The organism is Gordonia sp. BP-119, from assembly GCF_016924115.1.
GTDB lineage: Bacteria > Actinomycetota > Actinomycetes > Mycobacteriales > Mycobacteriaceae > Gordonia > Gordonia hongkongensis.
The window spans coordinates 33,203-48,267 of the sequence record NZ_JAFFZF010000026.1; the positions used below are offsets into that span (position 1 = coordinate 33,203).

The 15,065-nt window shown below is 70.4% G+C and carries 12 protein-coding genes, 1 pseudogene and 1 riboswitch; of the genes and pseudogenes, 6 read left to right on the top strand and 7 right to left on the bottom strand.

Annotation, left to right across the window (positions count from 1 at the left end; translation table 11 throughout):
• Window positions 1–108: 108 nt before the first annotated feature.
• Window positions 109–3,888: a cobaltochelatase subunit CobN gene (cobN, locus tag JW364_RS15410; protein ID WP_205334014.1), complete on the bottom strand. Its 3,780-nt coding sequence runs from the start codon at window positions 3,886–3,888 to the stop codon at window positions 109–111.
• Between the two features lie 71 nt (window positions 3,889–3,959).
• Window positions 3,960–4,037, bottom strand: a riboswitch (cobalamin riboswitch).
• 60 nt (window positions 4,038–4,097) lie between these two features.
• On the opposite strand from cobN, the gene cobG reads away from it, so the two are divergent.
• From cobG to JW364_RS15425, 3 genes are read left to right on the top strand one after another with little or no spacing between them, the layout of a single operon-like run.
• A complete protein-coding gene (cobG, locus tag JW364_RS15415; RefSeq protein WP_205334015.1) occupies window positions 4,098–5,258 on the top strand; it encodes a precorrin-3B synthase in 1,161 nt (386 codons plus the stop codon).
• A 13-nt stretch (window positions 5,259–5,271) separates the two neighbouring features.
• Window positions 5,272–5,895 carry a precorrin-8X methylmutase gene (locus JW364_RS15420; protein ID WP_068971363.1) on the top strand — a complete coding sequence of 208 codons (624 nt, stop codon included), beginning with the start codon at window positions 5,272–5,274 and terminating at the stop codon, window positions 5,893–5,895.
• Window positions 5,896–5,906: 11 nt separating this feature from the next.
• A complete protein-coding gene (locus tag JW364_RS15425; protein ID WP_068971366.1) occupies window positions 5,907–7,502 on the top strand; it encodes a precorrin-2 C(20)-methyltransferase in 1,596 nt (531 codons plus the stop codon).
• Here the strand turns inward: JW364_RS15425 and JW364_RS15430 are convergent.
• The 4 genes from JW364_RS15430 to JW364_RS15445 are packed head-to-tail and all read right to left on the bottom strand — an operon-like array spanning window position 7,455 to window position 11,069.
• Complete coding sequence (locus tag JW364_RS15430) at window positions 7,455–8,219, bottom strand: cobalt-precorrin-6A reductase (RefSeq protein WP_068971364.1); 765 nt, start codon at window positions 8,217–8,219, stop codon at window positions 7,455–7,457. The genes JW364_RS15425 and JW364_RS15430 overlap by 48 nt on opposite strands.
• Window positions 8,216–8,992 carry a precorrin-4 C(11)-methyltransferase gene (gene cobM, locus JW364_RS15435; protein ID WP_068971365.1) on the bottom strand — a complete coding sequence of 259 codons (777 nt, stop codon included), beginning with the start codon at window positions 8,990–8,992 and terminating at the stop codon, window positions 8,216–8,218. Before cobM ends, JW364_RS15430 begins: the two co-directional genes overlap by 4 nt.
• Window positions 8,989–10,275, bottom strand: coding sequence for a precorrin-6y C5,15-methyltransferase (decarboxylating) subunit CbiE (gene cbiE, locus JW364_RS15440; RefSeq protein WP_205334016.1), 1,287 nt, complete (start codon window positions 10,273–10,275; stop codon window positions 8,989–8,991). Before cbiE ends, cobM begins: the two co-directional genes overlap by 4 nt.
• Window positions 10,272–11,069, bottom strand: coding sequence for an SDR family NAD(P)-dependent oxidoreductase (locus JW364_RS15445; RefSeq protein ID WP_083229292.1), 798 nt, complete (start codon window positions 11,067–11,069; stop codon window positions 10,272–10,274). The genes cbiE and JW364_RS15445 overlap by 4 nt, the downstream gene beginning before the upstream one ends.
• 63 nt (window positions 11,070–11,132) lie before the next feature.
• On the opposite strand from JW364_RS15445, the gene JW364_RS15450 reads away from it, so the two are divergent.
• Entirely contained in the window at window positions 11,133–11,534 is a 402-nt protein-coding gene (locus JW364_RS15450; RefSeq protein ID WP_068969981.1) for a PPOX class F420-dependent oxidoreductase, read from the top strand.
• 37 nt (window positions 11,535–11,571) lie between these two features.
• A pseudogene (locus JW364_RS24200) lies at window positions 11,572–11,886 on the top strand (HNH endonuclease); the annotation flags it as partial.
• A gap of 21 nt (window positions 11,887–11,907) precedes the next feature.
• Here JW364_RS24200 and JW364_RS15455 read toward each other — a convergent pair.
• On the bottom strand, window positions 11,908–13,074 hold the full coding sequence (locus tag JW364_RS15455) for a Xaa-Pro peptidase family protein (protein ID WP_068969982.1): 1,167 nt from the start codon (window positions 13,072–13,074) through the stop codon (window positions 11,908–11,910).
• A gap of 54 nt (window positions 13,075–13,128) precedes the next feature.
• Here JW364_RS15455 and JW364_RS15460 point away from each other — a divergent pair, with 54 nt between their 5' ends.
• Window positions 13,129–14,085, top strand: a complete 957-nt coding sequence (locus JW364_RS15460) for a 5'-3' exonuclease (RefSeq protein WP_068969985.1) — start codon at window positions 13,129–13,131, stop codon at window positions 14,083–14,085.
• A 70-nt stretch (window positions 14,086–14,155) separates the two neighbouring features.
• Here the strand turns inward: JW364_RS15460 and JW364_RS15465 are convergent, their stop codons facing one another.
• Window positions 14,156–15,055, bottom strand: coding sequence for a DUF4333 domain-containing protein (locus JW364_RS15465; protein ID WP_205334017.1), 900 nt, complete (start codon window positions 15,053–15,055; stop codon window positions 14,156–14,158).
• Window positions 15,056–15,065: the final 10 nt, after the last annotated feature.

Below are 15,065 nucleotides of genomic sequence, written 5' to 3' on the forward strand. Positions count from 1 at the left end.
GTTGACGTCAGGGTCTGCGTGGGTAACGAACGACGACGCGGTTTTGTCCCGAGGGGTGGTTTCGACAAGCTCAACCAGCGGTGGGCGGCTCAACCAGCGCTGGGCGGCTCAGCCGGCAGAAGCGTCCTCGCCGCGGCCCTCGATGTCGCCCTCGGTCTGGAGGTAGACGGTGCGCAGGGCGTCGAGGAGCTCGGCCGGCGGTTCGCGCCACATGTCGCGTTCGACGGCCTCGAGGAGACGTTCGGCGATGCCGTGGAGCGCCCAGGGGTTGGACTGCTGCATGAACTGCTGGTTCGTCTCGTCGAGGACGTAGGACTCGGTGAGTTTCTCGTACATCCAGTCGGCGACGACGTCGGTGGTCGCGTCGTACCCGAAGAGGTAGTCGACCGTGGCGGCCATCTCGAACGCACCCTTGTATCCGTGGCGCTGCATCGCCGAGATCCAGCGCGGGTTGACGACGCGGGCGCGGAACACCCGGCTGGTCTCCTCCGACAGCGTGCGGGTGCGGACGGAGTCGGGTCGGGTGCTGTCGCCGATGTAGGCCTCGGGCGAGGAACCGGTCAGCGCGCGAACGGTCGCGACCATGCCGCCGTGGTACTGGAAGTAGTCGTCGGAGTCGGCGATGTCGTGTTCGCGGGTGTCGGTGTTCTTGGCCGCCACGGCGATCCGCTCGTACGCGGCGCGCATGTCGTCGACCGCGGGCACCCCGTCGAGGTCGCGTCCGTAGGCGTAACCGCCCCACTCGGTGTAGACGCGGGCCAGGTCCTCATCGCTGCGCCAGTCCCGTGAGTCGATGAGTTGCAGGATGCCGGCGCCGTAGGTGCCGGGCTTGGAACCGAAGACACGTGTCACGGCCCGACGCCGGTCGCCGTGCTCGGCCATCGCGGCGCGCACGTGTGCCGCGACGAAGTTCTGCTCGTCGGACTCGTCGTCGGCGGCCGCGGCGAGCGCGACCGCGTCGTCGAGCATCGTGACGACGTGCGGGAAGGCATCCCGGAAGAAGCCGGAGATGCGGACGGTGACATCGATGCGGGGACGTCCGAGTTCCTCGAGGCCGATGAGCTCGAGCGAGGAGACCCGCCGCGACATCTCGTCCCACACCGGCATGACCCCGAGCAGCGCGAGCACCTCGGCGACGTCGTCACCCGAGGTGCGCATGGCGCTGGTCCCCCACACCGACAGCCCCACCGACGCCGGGTATTCGCCGTGGTCGGTCAGATAACGCTCGAGAAGGGAGTCGGCCATCGCGCGGCCGGTCTCCCACGCCAGCCGTGAGGGCACGGCCTTCGGGTCGACCGAGTAGAAGTTGCGTCCGGTCGGCAGCACGTTGATCAGCCCGCGCAGCGGTGACCCGCTGGGTCCGGCCGGGATGAACCCGCCGTCCAAGGCGTGCAGCACCCGCGGGACCTCGCCGGTCGTCTGACGCAGGCGCGGGACGACCTCGGTCGCCGCGAAGGTGAGAACATCCCCGACCGCGCTGGGCAGTCCCGCGGTGGCCGCGGCAACTGCTTCGGTCGACCAGTCGTCCTTCGCGCAGGCGGCGACGAGTTCGCGGGCCTGCGCCTCGACGGCGTCGACGGAACCGCGTTCGGCCGAGCCGTCTTCGACGAGTCCGAGGGCCTCGCGCAGGCCGGGCAGGGCCGACGTGCCACCCCAGAGCTGGCGTGCGCGCAGCATGGCGAGGACGAGGTCGACCTCGGCGTCGTCGCGCGGGGGCTCGCCGAGCACGTGCAGCCCGTCACGGATCTGCACGTCCTTGATCTCGCACAGCCACCCGTCGACGTGCAGCAGCATGTCGTCGAAGACCTCTTCGTCGGGCCGTTCGGTGAGCCCGAGATCGGAGTCCATCTTCGCCGCGGTCAGCAGTGTCCAGATCTGCTGGCGGATCGCGGGCAGCTTCGCCGGGTCGAGTGCGGAGATGTTGGCGTGCTCGTCGAGAAGCTGTTCCAGCCGGGCGATGTCGCCGTAGGACTCGGCGCGTGCCATCGGCGGGATCAGATGGTCGACGAGAACCGCATGAGCGCGGCGCTTGGCCTGCGTCCCCTCGCCCGGGTCGTTCACCAGGAACGGGTAGACGAGCGGGAGGTCGCCGAGGGCGGCGTCGGTGCCGCAGTCCGCCGACATGCCGAGGTTCTTGCCGGGCAGCCACTCGAGGTTGCCGTGTTTGCCGACGTGCACGATGGCGTCGGCGCCGAAGCCGTTGTCGTGCGCCGCGATCCACCGGTACGAGGCGAGGTAGTGATGCGACGGCGGCAGATCGGGATCGTGGTAGATCGCGACCGGGTTCTCGCCGAACCCGCGCGGCGGCTGCACCATGATCGCGATGTTGCTGAAGGTCAGTGCGGCGATGACGATGTCGCCGTCCGGGTTGTGCGTGCGGTCGACGAACAGGTCGCCCGGTGCGGGACCCCAGTGTTCGGTGACCGCCGAGCGAAGCCCCTCGGGCAGGGTGTCGAACCACGACCGGTAGTCGCGCGCCGACAGGCGGATCGGGTTGGCGGCGAGGGTCTCCTCGGTGAGCCAATCCGCATCCTGACCGCCGGTGGCGATGATCTGGTGGATCAGCGCATCCGAATCATCGTCGGCGAGACCGGGAATCGCGTCCGGACCGGACTCCGGGCCGATGTCGTAGCCGGCGTCGCGCATCGCGGCGAGCAGGCGCAGCAGGCTGCGCGGGGTGTCGAGACCGACGGCGTTGCCGATCCGCGCGTGCTTGGTCGGGTAGGCCGACAACATGACCGCGATCCGCTTGTCGGCGGCCGGGGTCCGACGCAACCGGGCGTGCGCGGTGGCGATCCCCGCCACCCGTGCGCAGCGCTCGAGATCCGGCTGGTACCACGGCAATCCGTCGTCGTCGAACTCCTTGAAGGAGAACGGCACGGTGATGATGCGGCCGTCGAACTCGGGCACCGCCACCTGGGTGGCGACGTCGAGTGGCGACAGGCCGTCATCGCTGTCCTCCCAGTCCGCGCGGGACCCGGTGAGGCAGAGACCCTGCAGGATCGGGATGTCGAGGGCGGCCAGCCGTTCGATGTTCCACGCCTCGTCGTCGCCACCGGCCGATGCGGTGGCCGGCGTGGCGCCGCCGGCGGCCAGCACCGTGACCACGAGGGCGTCGGCGGTACCGAGCAGTTCGAGGAGGTCGTCGGGGGCGGTCCGCAGCGAGGCGCAGAAGATCGGCAGCGCACGGGCCCCGCGGTCCTCGATCGCATCGCACAGCGCGGCGATGTACCGCGTGTTGCCCGCCAGGTGCTGGGCGCGGTAGTAAAGGACCGCGATGGTGGGGGCGTCGGGCCCTTCGTGGCTCGTCGACCTCGACGCGCTCCTTCGTCGCTCGCTCGGCCCGGCGGCTTGCGCTCCTCGCACCTCAGGGAGCAGAGCCGAAGCCTCAGGGAGCGGAGTAACGTCAGGCAGCGCAGAAGCCTCGGGGCGCGAGGAACGTTCGAGCACGCCCCACGCGGGGGTCTGCTGCGGGAGTTCGAAACCGTTGCCGGTCAGCAGGACGGTGTCGGACAGGAAGTGGTGCAGGTTCACGAGGTTGGCGACACCGCCCGCGGCGAGATAGTCGTGGGCCTGGGCGGCGACGCCGGAGGGCACCGTGGAGTGCGCCATCAGATCGGGGTCGGGCTGCTGCTCACCGGAGCAGACGACGAGCGGCTTGCCGGTCGCCTCGACCGCAGCCAGCCCGTCCTCCCAGGCGCGTACACCGCCCAGGATGCGCACGACGATGAGGTCGGCGTCGGCGGCCAGGCGCGGGATGTCCTCGATCAGGATGCGAGAGGGATTCGCGCCGCGGTAGGACACCGACGCATCGGGCGACGCGCTGCCCTCGTCGGCCGCCGAGGCCGTGAGCAGATCGGTGTCCGAGGTCGAGAGCAGCAGGATCATCGTGTCTCCTCGCCGGGTTGTCGCGCCCGGTGCGTGTCGGTGCCGTGGGTGGCGGGTGCAGTGCGAGGGACTGGTCTGACTTCCGGATGTCCGGCCGATGCCGACCCCCGGTCACAGTGGCGCGACCGCGCCGGAATCGCACCGGCTTCAGCCCGCTCGCGGTGCGTTCAGCCTACGGCCACCGCGCCCGCCGGTCGTAGGCTGGTGGGATGAACCAGCCAGCCCGGGCCGCCACCGACCGTTGCCCAGGGGTCTTCGACACGCACCCGGCGGCCGACGGCGCGCTGGCCCGTGTCCGCCTGCCGGGCGGACGGATCCGTCCGGACCAGCTGGAGACGCTCGCCCGGGCCGCCGCCGACCACGCCGACGGGCACCTGGAACTGACGGTGCGCGGCAACCTCCAGCTGCGCGGGATCACCGACGTCGAAGCCGTCGCGCAGGCCGTCGTCGCCGCCGGGCTCGCGCCGAGCAGCAGCCACGACAAGGTGCGCAACATCGAGCTCAGCCCCCTGACCGGTCGCATCGGCGGCGTCGCCGATGCGCGTCCGCTCTCCGCGGCCCTCGACGACGCCCTGCGGGCCGACCCGGCCGCGGCCACCCTGTCCGGCCGGTTCCTGTTCGGCATCGACGACGGGCGCGGTGACATCGCCGGACGACGACCCGATGCGTGCGCGGTGATCCGGGGCGGCACTCCCCTGGCCGCGGATGTGCTCATCGGCGGGACGGCCGTCGGATCGGCCACCGGTACGGAGGCGATCGTGCGCGCGCTCATCGCGGTGGCCGCGGGTCTGGGCGAGGTCTCGCCCGGCGCCTGGCGGGTCCGCGACCTCGACGACGTCTCCCGGCGCCGGCTCGCGGAACTCATCGCCTCGACGCTGGATCCCGTCATCGGGGCCGACCCGGACGCGGCACCGGTCGCCTCGGGGGAACCAATCGTCGGCTGGTTCGACCAGGACGACGGCGCGGTGCTGCTCGGCGCGGTCGTCGAACTCGGACGCTTGCCGGCCCGGCTGGCGGAATTCATCGCGGCTGTGCAGGCGCCGGTCGTGTTCACCCCCGACCGCGAGATCCTCCTGTGCGACCTCGGCGAAGGGGTGGCCGAGACCGTCGTCCGCGTGCTCGCACCGATGGGTCTGATCTTCGACGCCACTTCGCCATGGGCCCAGGTCAGCTGCTGCGTGGGAGCCCCGGGTTGCTCGTCCGCCCATGCGCCGGTCCGGGACGACCTGGTGGCCCGGGTGCAGGACGGCGACCCCGTCGAGGAGCGTGAACACTGGGTGGGGTGCGCCCGTGGCTGCGGGTCGCCGGCCGAATCGCACCTCTCGGTGCAGGCCACGCCCGACGGCGGATACGAACGGCGGCGCCGTTAGGCTCGTCAGCACCATGACCGAGTACCTGCGTGACGGCGCCGCGATCTACCGCCAGTCCTTCGCCACGATCCGCGCCGAGTCCGATCTCTCCGCGTTCGCACCCGACGTCGCGACCGTGGTCGTCCGCATGATCCACGCGTGCGGCCAGACCGACCTGACGCGCGACGTGGTCGCGACGCCCGGTGTCGTGGCCGCCGCGCGCGGAGCCCTCGAAGCCGGCGCCCCGATCCTCTGCGACGCGAACATGGTGGCGTCCGGGATCACGCGTAAGCGTCTCCCCGCGGACAACGAGGTGCTGTGCTACCTGTCGGAACCCACTCTCCCGGCTCTTGCCGAGAAGATGGGAACCACGAGGACCGCTGCGGCACTGGAGTTCTGGCGGCCGCGCCTGGAAGGTGCGGTGGTCGCGATCGGCAACGCGCCGACCGCACTGTTCGCGCTCCTGGACATGATCGACGACGGCGCACCGCGTCCCGCCGCCATCGTCGGGGCACCCGTCGGTTTCGTCGGCGCGGTCGAATCCTGCGCGGCACTGGCCGAACGCGACGACCTCGAATTCATCACGGTCACGGGCCGGCGCGGCGGATCGGCGATCACCGCGGCTGCGGTCAACGCGCTCGCGACCCCGCAGGAATGATGGTGGATCGCATGAACTCTGACAGCACCACGGCCGAACAGAAGTCAGGGCCGGGCACGCTCTACGGCATCGGACTCGGCCCGGGTGACAGCGAGCTGATGACCGTCAAGGCCGCCCGCCTGATCAGCACCGCGGACGTGATCGCGTATCACTCTGCGCGACACGGCAACAGCATCGCGCGATCGGTGGCCGCACCCTACCTGCGCGACGGCCAGACCGAGGAACGTCTCATGTACCCGGTCACCACCGAGACGACCGACCACCCCGGCGGGTATCAGGGCGCGCTCGACGACTTCTACGCCGAGAGTGCCGAACGTCTTGCGGTGCACCTGCGCGCGGGCCGCGATGTCGTCCTGCTCGCCGAGGGCGATCCGCTTTTCTACAGCTCCTACATGCACATGCACAAGCGCCTGGCGCCGCACTTCGACGCCGAGATCGTGCCCGGCGTCACCTCGGTCAGCGCGGCGTCCGCGGCGACCGGGGTCCCGCTCGTCGAGGGCGAGGAGACGCTGACCGTCGTGCCCGGTACCGCGTCGACCTCGGAGTTGCTCTTCCGCTTCCGGTCCGCGGACGCGATCGTGGTCATGAAACTCGGTCGGACCTTCGAGCGGGTGCGCGACGCCCTCCGCGAGGCCGGGCGTCTCGACGAAGCCTTCTACGTCGAACGCGCCTCGACGACCGTCGAGCGGGTGCTGCCGGCCGCTGACGTGAATCCCGCAGAGGTGCCGTACTTCTCGATCCTCGTCGTCCCCGGACGCCGCAACAATCCGAGGTTCGAGCCGGAGCCCGTCCCCGGTGAACTCGTCGTCGTGGGGCTGGGACCGGGTCACGACAGCTGGACCACCCCGGAGGTCCGCGCCGAGCTGGCCACGGCCACCGACCTCGTCGGTTACACCACATATCTCAAGCGCGTCACCGCACGGCCGGGCCAGCGAGTACACGCCAGCGACAACCGGGTCGAGGCCGAGCGGGCCGAGTTCGCCCTCGACCTCGCTCGACGCGGCGCTCGCGTCGCCGTCGTCTCGTCCGGAGATCCCGGCGTGTTCGCGATGGCTGCCGCGGTCGCCGAGGTCGCCGCGCAACCCAGGTGGCACGAGGTGCCCGTCCGCGTGGTGCCCGGCGTCACGGCGGCGACCGCGGTTGCCGCAGCGGTCGGGGCGCCCCTCGGGCACGACTTCGCGATCATCTCGCTCTCCGACCGGCTCAAGCCGTGGTCGGTCATCGAACGGCGCATCCGAGCCGCACTCGGCGCCGACCTGGTGATCGCCATCTACAACCCGGGCTCGGCGAGCCGTACCTGGCAGGTCGGCGCCCTCAAACACACTCTCTCCCAGACGGTGTCGCCCGAACGCGTCGTCGTGCTCGGACGGGACGTCGGCGGTCCGGAGCAGCAACTCACCACGACCACGGTCGCGGACTTCGATCCCGCGGTCGTCGACATGCGCACGATGATCATCATCGGGTCGTCGGCCACGAGGGTCGTGTCGCGCGCGGCAGGAACGTTGGTTTTCACGCCGCGCAGTCACCGCCCGGTGGACGCCGATCACACCACCGATCACTCAGCCGAACAGATCCTCGAGCCAGTTCCGGGCGGCACCGACGTCTGAGACGACCGGCGTGTCGGGTTCGGTGGGCCGGTCGACCATGATGACCTCGATCCCGAGTTCGGCCGCGGCCGCCAGCTTGGCCGAGGTCAGCGATCCGCCGCTGTTCTTCGTGACGAGCAGATCGATGTCGTTGTCACGCAGCAGCTCTCGCTCCGACCGGTAATCATAGGGGCCCCGCGAGCGCAGCACCTCGTGGCGCGGCGGAAGCGCTCCGGTCGGGGCGTCGACGACCCGGATCAGGAACCACGCCGAATCGATCCCCGCGAAGACTCCAACGTCCTGTCGCCCCGTGGTCAGGAAGACGCGGCGGCCCCGGGCGGCCACCTCCCGCGCGGCAGCGGGCAGGTCGGGCACACGTGTCCACGTGTCGGTATCGCCGGGCACCCACGGATCCCGGCGCAGCCGCAACAGCGGGACACCCGAATCGGCGGTGGCTCGCGCCGCGTTGCGGGTGATGGTCGCGGCAAACGGATGGGTCGCGTCGACCACTGCCTGAATGCGGCTGCTCTGCAACCACTCCCGGAGCCCGTCGGATCCGCCGAACCCGCCGATGCGCACCGGCCCGACCGGTAGGCGGGGGTGTTTCACCCGGCCGGCGAGGGAACTGATGAACGCGATGTCGGTGTCGGCGAGGGTCGATGCGAGCGCTCGCGCCTCCCCGGTCCCGCCGAGGATCAGGACGCGCGGGACAGGATCCGGCGGGCTCTGGTCGGTCACGACGTCGAGTGGCGATCAGCGCGGAGTTTGGTCATCCGCGCATGCGAGTACAGATAGCTGTCGGAGACGTCCGACCGGCGCGGACCGAGCACGTGACCGACGAAGATGACCGCGGTCCTCCGGATGTCGGCGGCGTCGAGGGCCTCGGGCAACCGGTTGAGCGGACAGCGTACGATCTGCTCGTTCTCCCGACTGGCGAAAGCGACTGTGGCGGTAGGGCAGTCATCGCCGTAGTGCGGGGTGAGCGCCGCCCCGATCTCCTCGGCCCGATGGGCTGCGAGATGCAGCGCGAGCGTCACCCCCGACCGTGCCAGGGTCGCGAGGTCCTCCCCCGGCGGCATGTCCGTCGACAGGGTGGAGACCCTCGTGATCAGCAGGCTCTGGCCGACACCGGGGATGGTGAGTTCGGTGTCGAGTGCCGCCGCGGCAGCCGCGAACGCCGGGACACCGGGCACGATCTCATGATCGATTCCACGCGCGGTCAGCTCACGCTGTTGCTCGGACATCGCCGAGTACACGGAGAGGTCACCCGAGTGGAGGCGGGCCACGTCGTGCCCCTTGCCGACGGCCGCCGCGATGACATCGATGATGTCCGACAACGGCATCCGGGCGGTGTCGACCAGTTCGGCACCGTCGGGACACAGGTCGAGCAGTTCCGGGGGCACCAGTGACCCGGCGTAGACGCAGGTCTGGCACTCCCCCAGCAGCCGCGCTCCGCGCACCGTGATGAGATCGGGCGACCCCGGGCCGGCCCCGATGAAGTAGACGGTCATCGGAGCGCCTCCAGCGAATCCGCGGCGGCAGCGTGGGGTGCCGTCTTCGCGACGGCCCACTGCACGATCGGCAGAGCGGGGCGCCAGGTGTGCATCGTGCCGAGCGGTGCGACGGTTTCGACCGACAGGCGTCGTAGATCACCGCCGTGTCGGGCGTGCCAACGCGTGACGAGCGTCTGGTTCTCCACGGTCACCGCGTTCACGACGAGCCGCCCCGAGTCCGGCAGCCTGGCCCAGACGAGCGAGAGGATCGCCTCGTCCAGTCCGCCACCGATGAAGACGGCATCCGGTTGCGGCGCGTCGCACAGGTCGTCGGGAGCCGGGCCCCGCACCGACAGCCGATGCGCCACCCCGTCTCGGGCGGCGTTGCGCCGCAACCGATCAGCGCGATCGGGGTCGCGTTCGAACGCGACGGCCACTCCCCGGTCGTCCGCACGCAACCACTCGATCGTCACACTGCCCGATCCGGCCCCGATGTCCCAGAGGATCTGCGCGCCGCCCGGTTCCAGCGCGCACACGGAGAGGGCACGGATCGTCGACTTGGTGATCTGTCCGTCGTGTTCGTAGGTGTCGTCCGGCCGCCCCGGGAGCCGGGACCGGCGGGGTCCGACGCAGTCGACGGCGACGATGTTGAGCGGGTCGCCGGCCCGGCGGCGCCAGGTCTCGGCCGTACCGGTGGCGATCTGTTCGGCCGGCCCACCGAGCTGCTCGAGGACGGTCATCGTCGACGCACCGAAACCGGCGTCGACCAGAATCCCGGCGAGTGCGGCGGGTGTGGTCTCGTCGCGGCTCAAGACCAGCACGCGAGCCCCATCGGTGACCTCGCCGAGCACCACGCCCGGCTCGGCGCGCACCGCACTGACGATCCGGGTCGTGGCGAGGTCCCAGCCCAGACGCGCACAGGCGAGGCTCGCGCTCGACACGGCCGGATACACCCGTACCCGGTCGACACCGACACGCGCGATGATGCTCGCACCGACGCCGTGGAACATCGGGTCGCCGCTCGCCAGGATGTGAATCGTGCCCGGGTGAACGGCGTCCGCGTCCTCGCTCTCGACCACTTCTGCGAGGTGCTCCGACATCGGCGACCGCCACGGTCGCAGTTCGGCGTCCAGTTCGGGCACCGCGCCGTCGAGCAGCGCCAACTGCCGCGCAGCGCCGTAGATCACGCGAGCGCGCCGAAGCTCGTCGCGGACCGCCTCGCCCAGACCGGACCAACCGTCGGCGCCGATACCCACCACGACGAATGCGGACGCCACCGCAGCGGATTCCGCGGAGGTCATCGGGGCAGTCTCCGCCACACGGCACGCGGCAGCAGTCGCATCCCGAAGAACAACGGACGCAACGTCCCCGGGATCCAGACCTCACCGCGGCCCTTGCGATAGGCGTGTGCCACCGCGTCGGCGACCTGCTCGGCATTGCGCGACAGCGGGGCCGGCTTCACCCCGGAGGCCATCAGGTCGCGGGTCATTGCGCCGATCACGAAGCCCGGGCGGGCCAGCAGCAGGCGAGCGCCGGTGCCGTGCAGCGCGTCCGCGAGTCCGCTCGCGAATCCGTCGAGACCCGCCTTGGTCGACCCGTAGACGTAGTTGGCGCGGCGCACCCGGACACCGGCGACCGAGGAGAAGACGATGATGGTCCCGGAGCCCTGCGCGCGCAACACCGACGCGAGCGGGGTCAGCACGCTGATGTGGGCGTAGTAGTCGGTGTGGGCGATCTGAAGTGCATGCGCCACATCGGTTTCGGCGCGGGCCTGGTCGCCGAGGATGCCGAACGCGATGATCGCGATCCCGATCGGACCGTGTCGCTGCGCCAACGACTCGACCAGCGTTGGATGGCTGTCGGTGTCGTTCGCGTCGAAGGCGACGGTGTGTACCTCGGTTGCACCGGCATCAAGCAGTCGTGCGGACTCGGACGCGAGGTCGTCGGGACGGCGGGCCGCCAGGACGACGGTCCGCCCAGGTGCGAGGCGCGCCGCCGTGGCGACGCCGATCTCGCTGCGGCCGCCGAACAGCACGAGGGCACCGGACGGGTCGGTGTCCGGACGCGCTGATGCCCCTCTGCTGCGTGACGCCATGGCTGCCAGTATCGCATCGGCCCCGCGACCGACCGTGTGCGGCGTCGCGGCTAGTTTGGTGTCATGCCTCGTACCGCCGCCGATCTCGGGCCCGATGCGCTCGCCTTCCTCGTCGAACGCCACCTCGGGACCCTCACCACGCTGCGCGCCGACGGCACCCCCCACGCCGTCGCCGTCGGGTTCACCTGGGATCCCGACGCCGGCCTGGCGCGGGTCATCACCTCGGACGGCAATCAGAAGGTCCGCAACACCGAGCGGGGTGGCTACGCGGCCGTCACCAACGTCGACGGCCCGCGATGGCTGACCCTGGAGGGACCCGCGACGGTGCGCCGTGAGCCCGAGCACGTGCGCGAGGCCGAGCAGCGCTACGCGCAGCGATACCGGGAGCCCAGGCCGAACCCACGCCGCGTCGTGATCGAGATAAGCGTGAGTCGCGTACTGGGTTCGGCGTCGCTGTTCAGCTAGGGACGCGCGTCGGAAGTCGGATGCTTCTTGCGGAGCCGTCCGGCACCGGCCCGGCCAATACACCACCCGGGTGGTCCGCAACGGACCCGACGAAGGCCGCTGCGCCTGGCGACTCAACCCTGAACCCGGCGCACCACCCAACCCCGAACACATCAACCGCCGACCCGACATACCCCGACGGTTCGCAGAACATCTGAACACCGGGCGCGATGAGATCCACGGACCTACCACCCGACGGTTTGGCAGGCTCGGTCGCCGGACCCTTCGTGACGCGCCCCCGGATTCAAACCCGCCAACCAGCGAACTTCAACTCGACTGCTGGACCTCGATCGAAGTCCAGCAGTCGAAATGAGGTTCACCGGTCGAATTTCGCCTACAACCGGACGAGTTCGTGCGGGCGGTTGTTCAGCGACTCGCAGCCGTCCTCGGTCACGACGACGATGTCCTCGATGCGGGCACCCCAGTGACCGGGCACGTACACCCCCGGCTCGACGCTGAACGCCATACCGGTGCGCAACGGGATGTCGTTGCCACCGACGATGTACGGCTCCTCGTGTACCGACAGCCCGATCCCGTGGCCCGTCCGGTGGATGAACCGATCGGCCAGGCCGCGCTCGGCGAGAAGATCACGCGCCGCCGCATCGATCGAGGACGCGCTCACCCCCGGCCGGACGGCGGCCACCGCCGCGCGTTGCGCCGCGAGCAGGGCGGCGTAGGCGTCGGCGATGTCGGCGGGCGGATCGTCGAAGCAGTAGGTGCGCGTGGAATCGGAGTTGTAGCCCGGCTCTACCGGGCCGCCGATGTCGATCACGACGATGTCGGACCGCTCGATGACCCGGTCGGAGAATTCGTGGTGGGGATCGGCTCCATTCGGTCCCGACCCGACGATGATGAAGGCCGCCTCGGTGTGTCCCTCCTCGAGGATCGCGGCGGCGATGTCGGCGGCCACCTCGCGTTCGGTGCGGCCGGGGAGCAGCCAGTCCCCCATCCGCGCGTGCACCCGGTCGATCGCGGCACCCGCGCGGCGGAGCGCGTCGATCTCCGCGGCGTCCTTGATCATTCGTAGTTCGCGGAGCACGTCGGTCGCCAATTGCGGTGTGGCGCCGGTGTGTCGGGCCAGCGGGATGACGTGGAGGGCGGGCATGGAGTCGGAGACCGCGATCCGCGGCTGCGACGGCAATCCGGCCAGCGCCAGCGCGTGGGCGTCGTCGCCGTCGACCCAGTCGGCCACCTCGATGTCGAGATCACCAACCGCGGAGGACGACAGCGACGGGACCTCGAGCCGCGCGATCACCAATCGGGGATCACTGGTCGCGGGGATCACCAGCGCCGTGAGCCGTTCGAAGGTCTCTGCCCGGGAACCGATGAGGTACCGCAGGTCCGGCCCGGGGGCGACGACCAGCGCGTCCAACTCCGCGGCGCGGGTGAGTTCGGCGGCGCGGCGGACCCGGTCGCGATACACCTGCGCCTCGAAGAGCGGCCCGGCTCCGGTACCCTCGCCCGACGTCGCGACCCGTGCTGCCCCGCTCCCAGATGCCATGCGACGAACACTACCGCCGACTCATGACAGAGTGTGGGGGTGACGGATTCGTTGATGCTGCTCGACGGCGCCAGCCTGTGGTTCCGATCGTTCTTCGCGCTGCCGGAGAAGATGACCAGCCCGGATGGGCGACCGGTCAACGCCGTACGCGGTTTCGTCGACACGATCGCCAATCTCGTGGTGCGCGAACGCCCCGCACGCTTGGTGGTGTGCCTCGATCTCGACTGGCGCCCCGAGTTCCGCACCGACCTGATCCCCACCTACAAGGCCCATCGCGTCGCGGTCCCCGAGGGCGGGACCGACGTCGAGGGCCGGGACATCGACGTCGAAGAGGTACCCGACACCCTCACCCCGCAGGTCGACATGATCATGGCCGTTCTGTCGGCGGCGGGCATCGCCACCTCGGGCGCTGTCGGTTGTGAGGCCGACGACGTGATCGGCACGCTCGCCTACGACGAGGCGAACGATCCGGTGATCGTGGTCAGCGGTGACCGGGACCTGCTGCAGGTGGTCGCCGACGATCCCGTCCCGGTGCGCGTCCTGTACGTCGGCCGCGGTCTGGCGAAGGCCGAGATGATGGGCCCGGTGGAGGTCGCCGAGAAATACGGCGTGCCGGTCGAGCGCGCGGGTATCGGCTACGCGGAGATGTCGATGTTGCGCGGAGATCCCTCGGACGGTCTGCCGGGCGTGGCCGGTATCGGCGAGAAGACCGCGGCGAAACTGATCACCGAGTACGGCAGCCTCGACGCCCTGGAGGCGGCTGCCGCCGACCCGTCGTCATCGGTTCCGACACGGAGCCGCAAGGCACTGCTCGCCTCGGTCGAGTACCTGCAGGCGGCGCGGACCGTCGTCTCCGTGCGCACCGACGCCGAGACGATCGACAGCGGTTCGGACATCCTCCCGGCCGAGCCCGCCGACCCCGCGGCCCTCGCGGAACTCGTCGAGGAGCTGGGTATCGGAGCGTCGGTGGGGAGGCTGGCCAAGGCTCTCGGCTGGCCCCAGGCCGGCTGAGGCCGCATGTAGCAGCCGGCTGAGGCCGGACGTGACAGCCTGCTGAGGCCGGACGTCACAGCCGGTCGAGTCAGCTGGGGCGCGAGACCTCGTAGCGGCCGTCGTCGTCGATGAACGTGACGGTGACCTGCTGCTGCTGCCCGCCGACGGTGACCGAGCACGTGAACGACGCTCCGGTCTCCACCCGCTGCCCCGACGGGCACTGGACGTCGGAGACGTCGCTGGCCTGGTAGTCCTCGGTGAGGATCTTCTGCACGCCGTCCTGCGCCGCCTGCTGATCGAGGTTCTTCGGTGCCCATCCGGGGAAGAGGAATGCGGTGATCAGCACGATCACGGCGATGAGGAGCAGCGCCCCGCCGCCGACGAACATCAGCGTCCGGGCGGTCTTGTTCGACTTCCCGGTCGCCATTCCGCTGAACTGGTCGCCGCCCCCGTACTGGTTCTGCCCGTATTGGTTCTGCCCGTATTGGTTCTGGGCGTACGGGTCCTGGCCGGCGGGCTGCTGGCCGTACTGTCCGGGTGCCCCGTACTGACCCGCCCCGTACTGACCCGGTCCCCCGTACTGACCCGCTCCATATTGCTCGGCGCCATACTGACCGCCGGGCCCGTAGGGCTGACCGGCCGGTTGTCCGTACTGCCCCGGTTGTCCGCCGGGATGACCGACCTGAGTCGGCTGGGACTGAGACGGGGCCGACTGGGGCGGCTGGCCCGTCGGCCCACCCGGCTGCTGGTACGGGTTTTGCTGGTAGGGATTCTGCTGGTACGGATTCTGTTGCGGCTGACCATAACCCGGGTTCTGTGACCCGGGGTTGGCGGAGCCCGGGTTGGGGGCCATGGTGGTCGGGTCGGCCTGCGGGGCGCCCGTCGGAGTGGCGCCGGGGAGGTTCACGATCTCGGTCTTGCCGTCGGGACCGGACTGATCACCGGAGGGATTTGGCTGGGACGGGTTGGGGTTGTACGGGTCGGTCATGAGTCCCTCC

Coding starts and splice junctions, on each gene's coding strand:
- cobN (WP_205334014.1), bottom strand. CDS start 3,888: ATGATCCTGCTGCTCTCGACCTCGGACACCGATCTGCTCACGGCCTCG.
- cobG (WP_205334015.1), top strand. CDS start 4,098: ATGAACCAGCCAGCCCGGGCCGCCACCGACCGTTGCCCAGGGGTCTTC.
- JW364_RS15420 (WP_068971363.1), top strand. CDS start 5,272: ATGACCGAGTACCTGCGTGACGGCGCCGCGATCTACCGCCAGTCCTTC.
- JW364_RS15425 (WP_068971366.1), top strand. CDS start 5,907: ATGAACTCTGACAGCACCACGGCCGAACAGAAGTCAGGGCCGGGCACG.
- cobM (WP_068971365.1), bottom strand. CDS start 8,992: ATGACCGTCTACTTCATCGGGGCCGGCCCGGGGTCGCCCGATCTCATC.
- cbiE (WP_205334016.1), bottom strand. CDS start 10,275: ATGACCTCCGCGGAATCCGCTGCGGTGGCGTCCGCATTCGTCGTGGTG.
- JW364_RS15445 (WP_083229292.1), bottom strand. CDS start 11,069: ATGGCGTCACGCAGCAGAGGGGCATCAGCGCGTCCGGACACCGACCCG.
- JW364_RS15450 (WP_068969981.1), top strand. CDS start 11,133: ATGCCTCGTACCGCCGCCGATCTCGGGCCCGATGCGCTCGCCTTCCTC.
- JW364_RS15455 (WP_068969982.1), bottom strand. CDS start 13,074: ATGGCATCTGGGAGCGGGGCAGCACGGGTCGCGACGTCGGGCGAGGGT.
- JW364_RS15460 (WP_068969985.1), top strand. CDS start 13,129: ATGCTGCTCGACGGCGCCAGCCTGTGGTTCCGATCGTTCTTCGCGCTG.
- JW364_RS15465 (WP_205334017.1), bottom strand. CDS start 15,055: ATGACCGACCCGTACAACCCCAACCCGTCCCAGCCAAATCCCTCCGGT.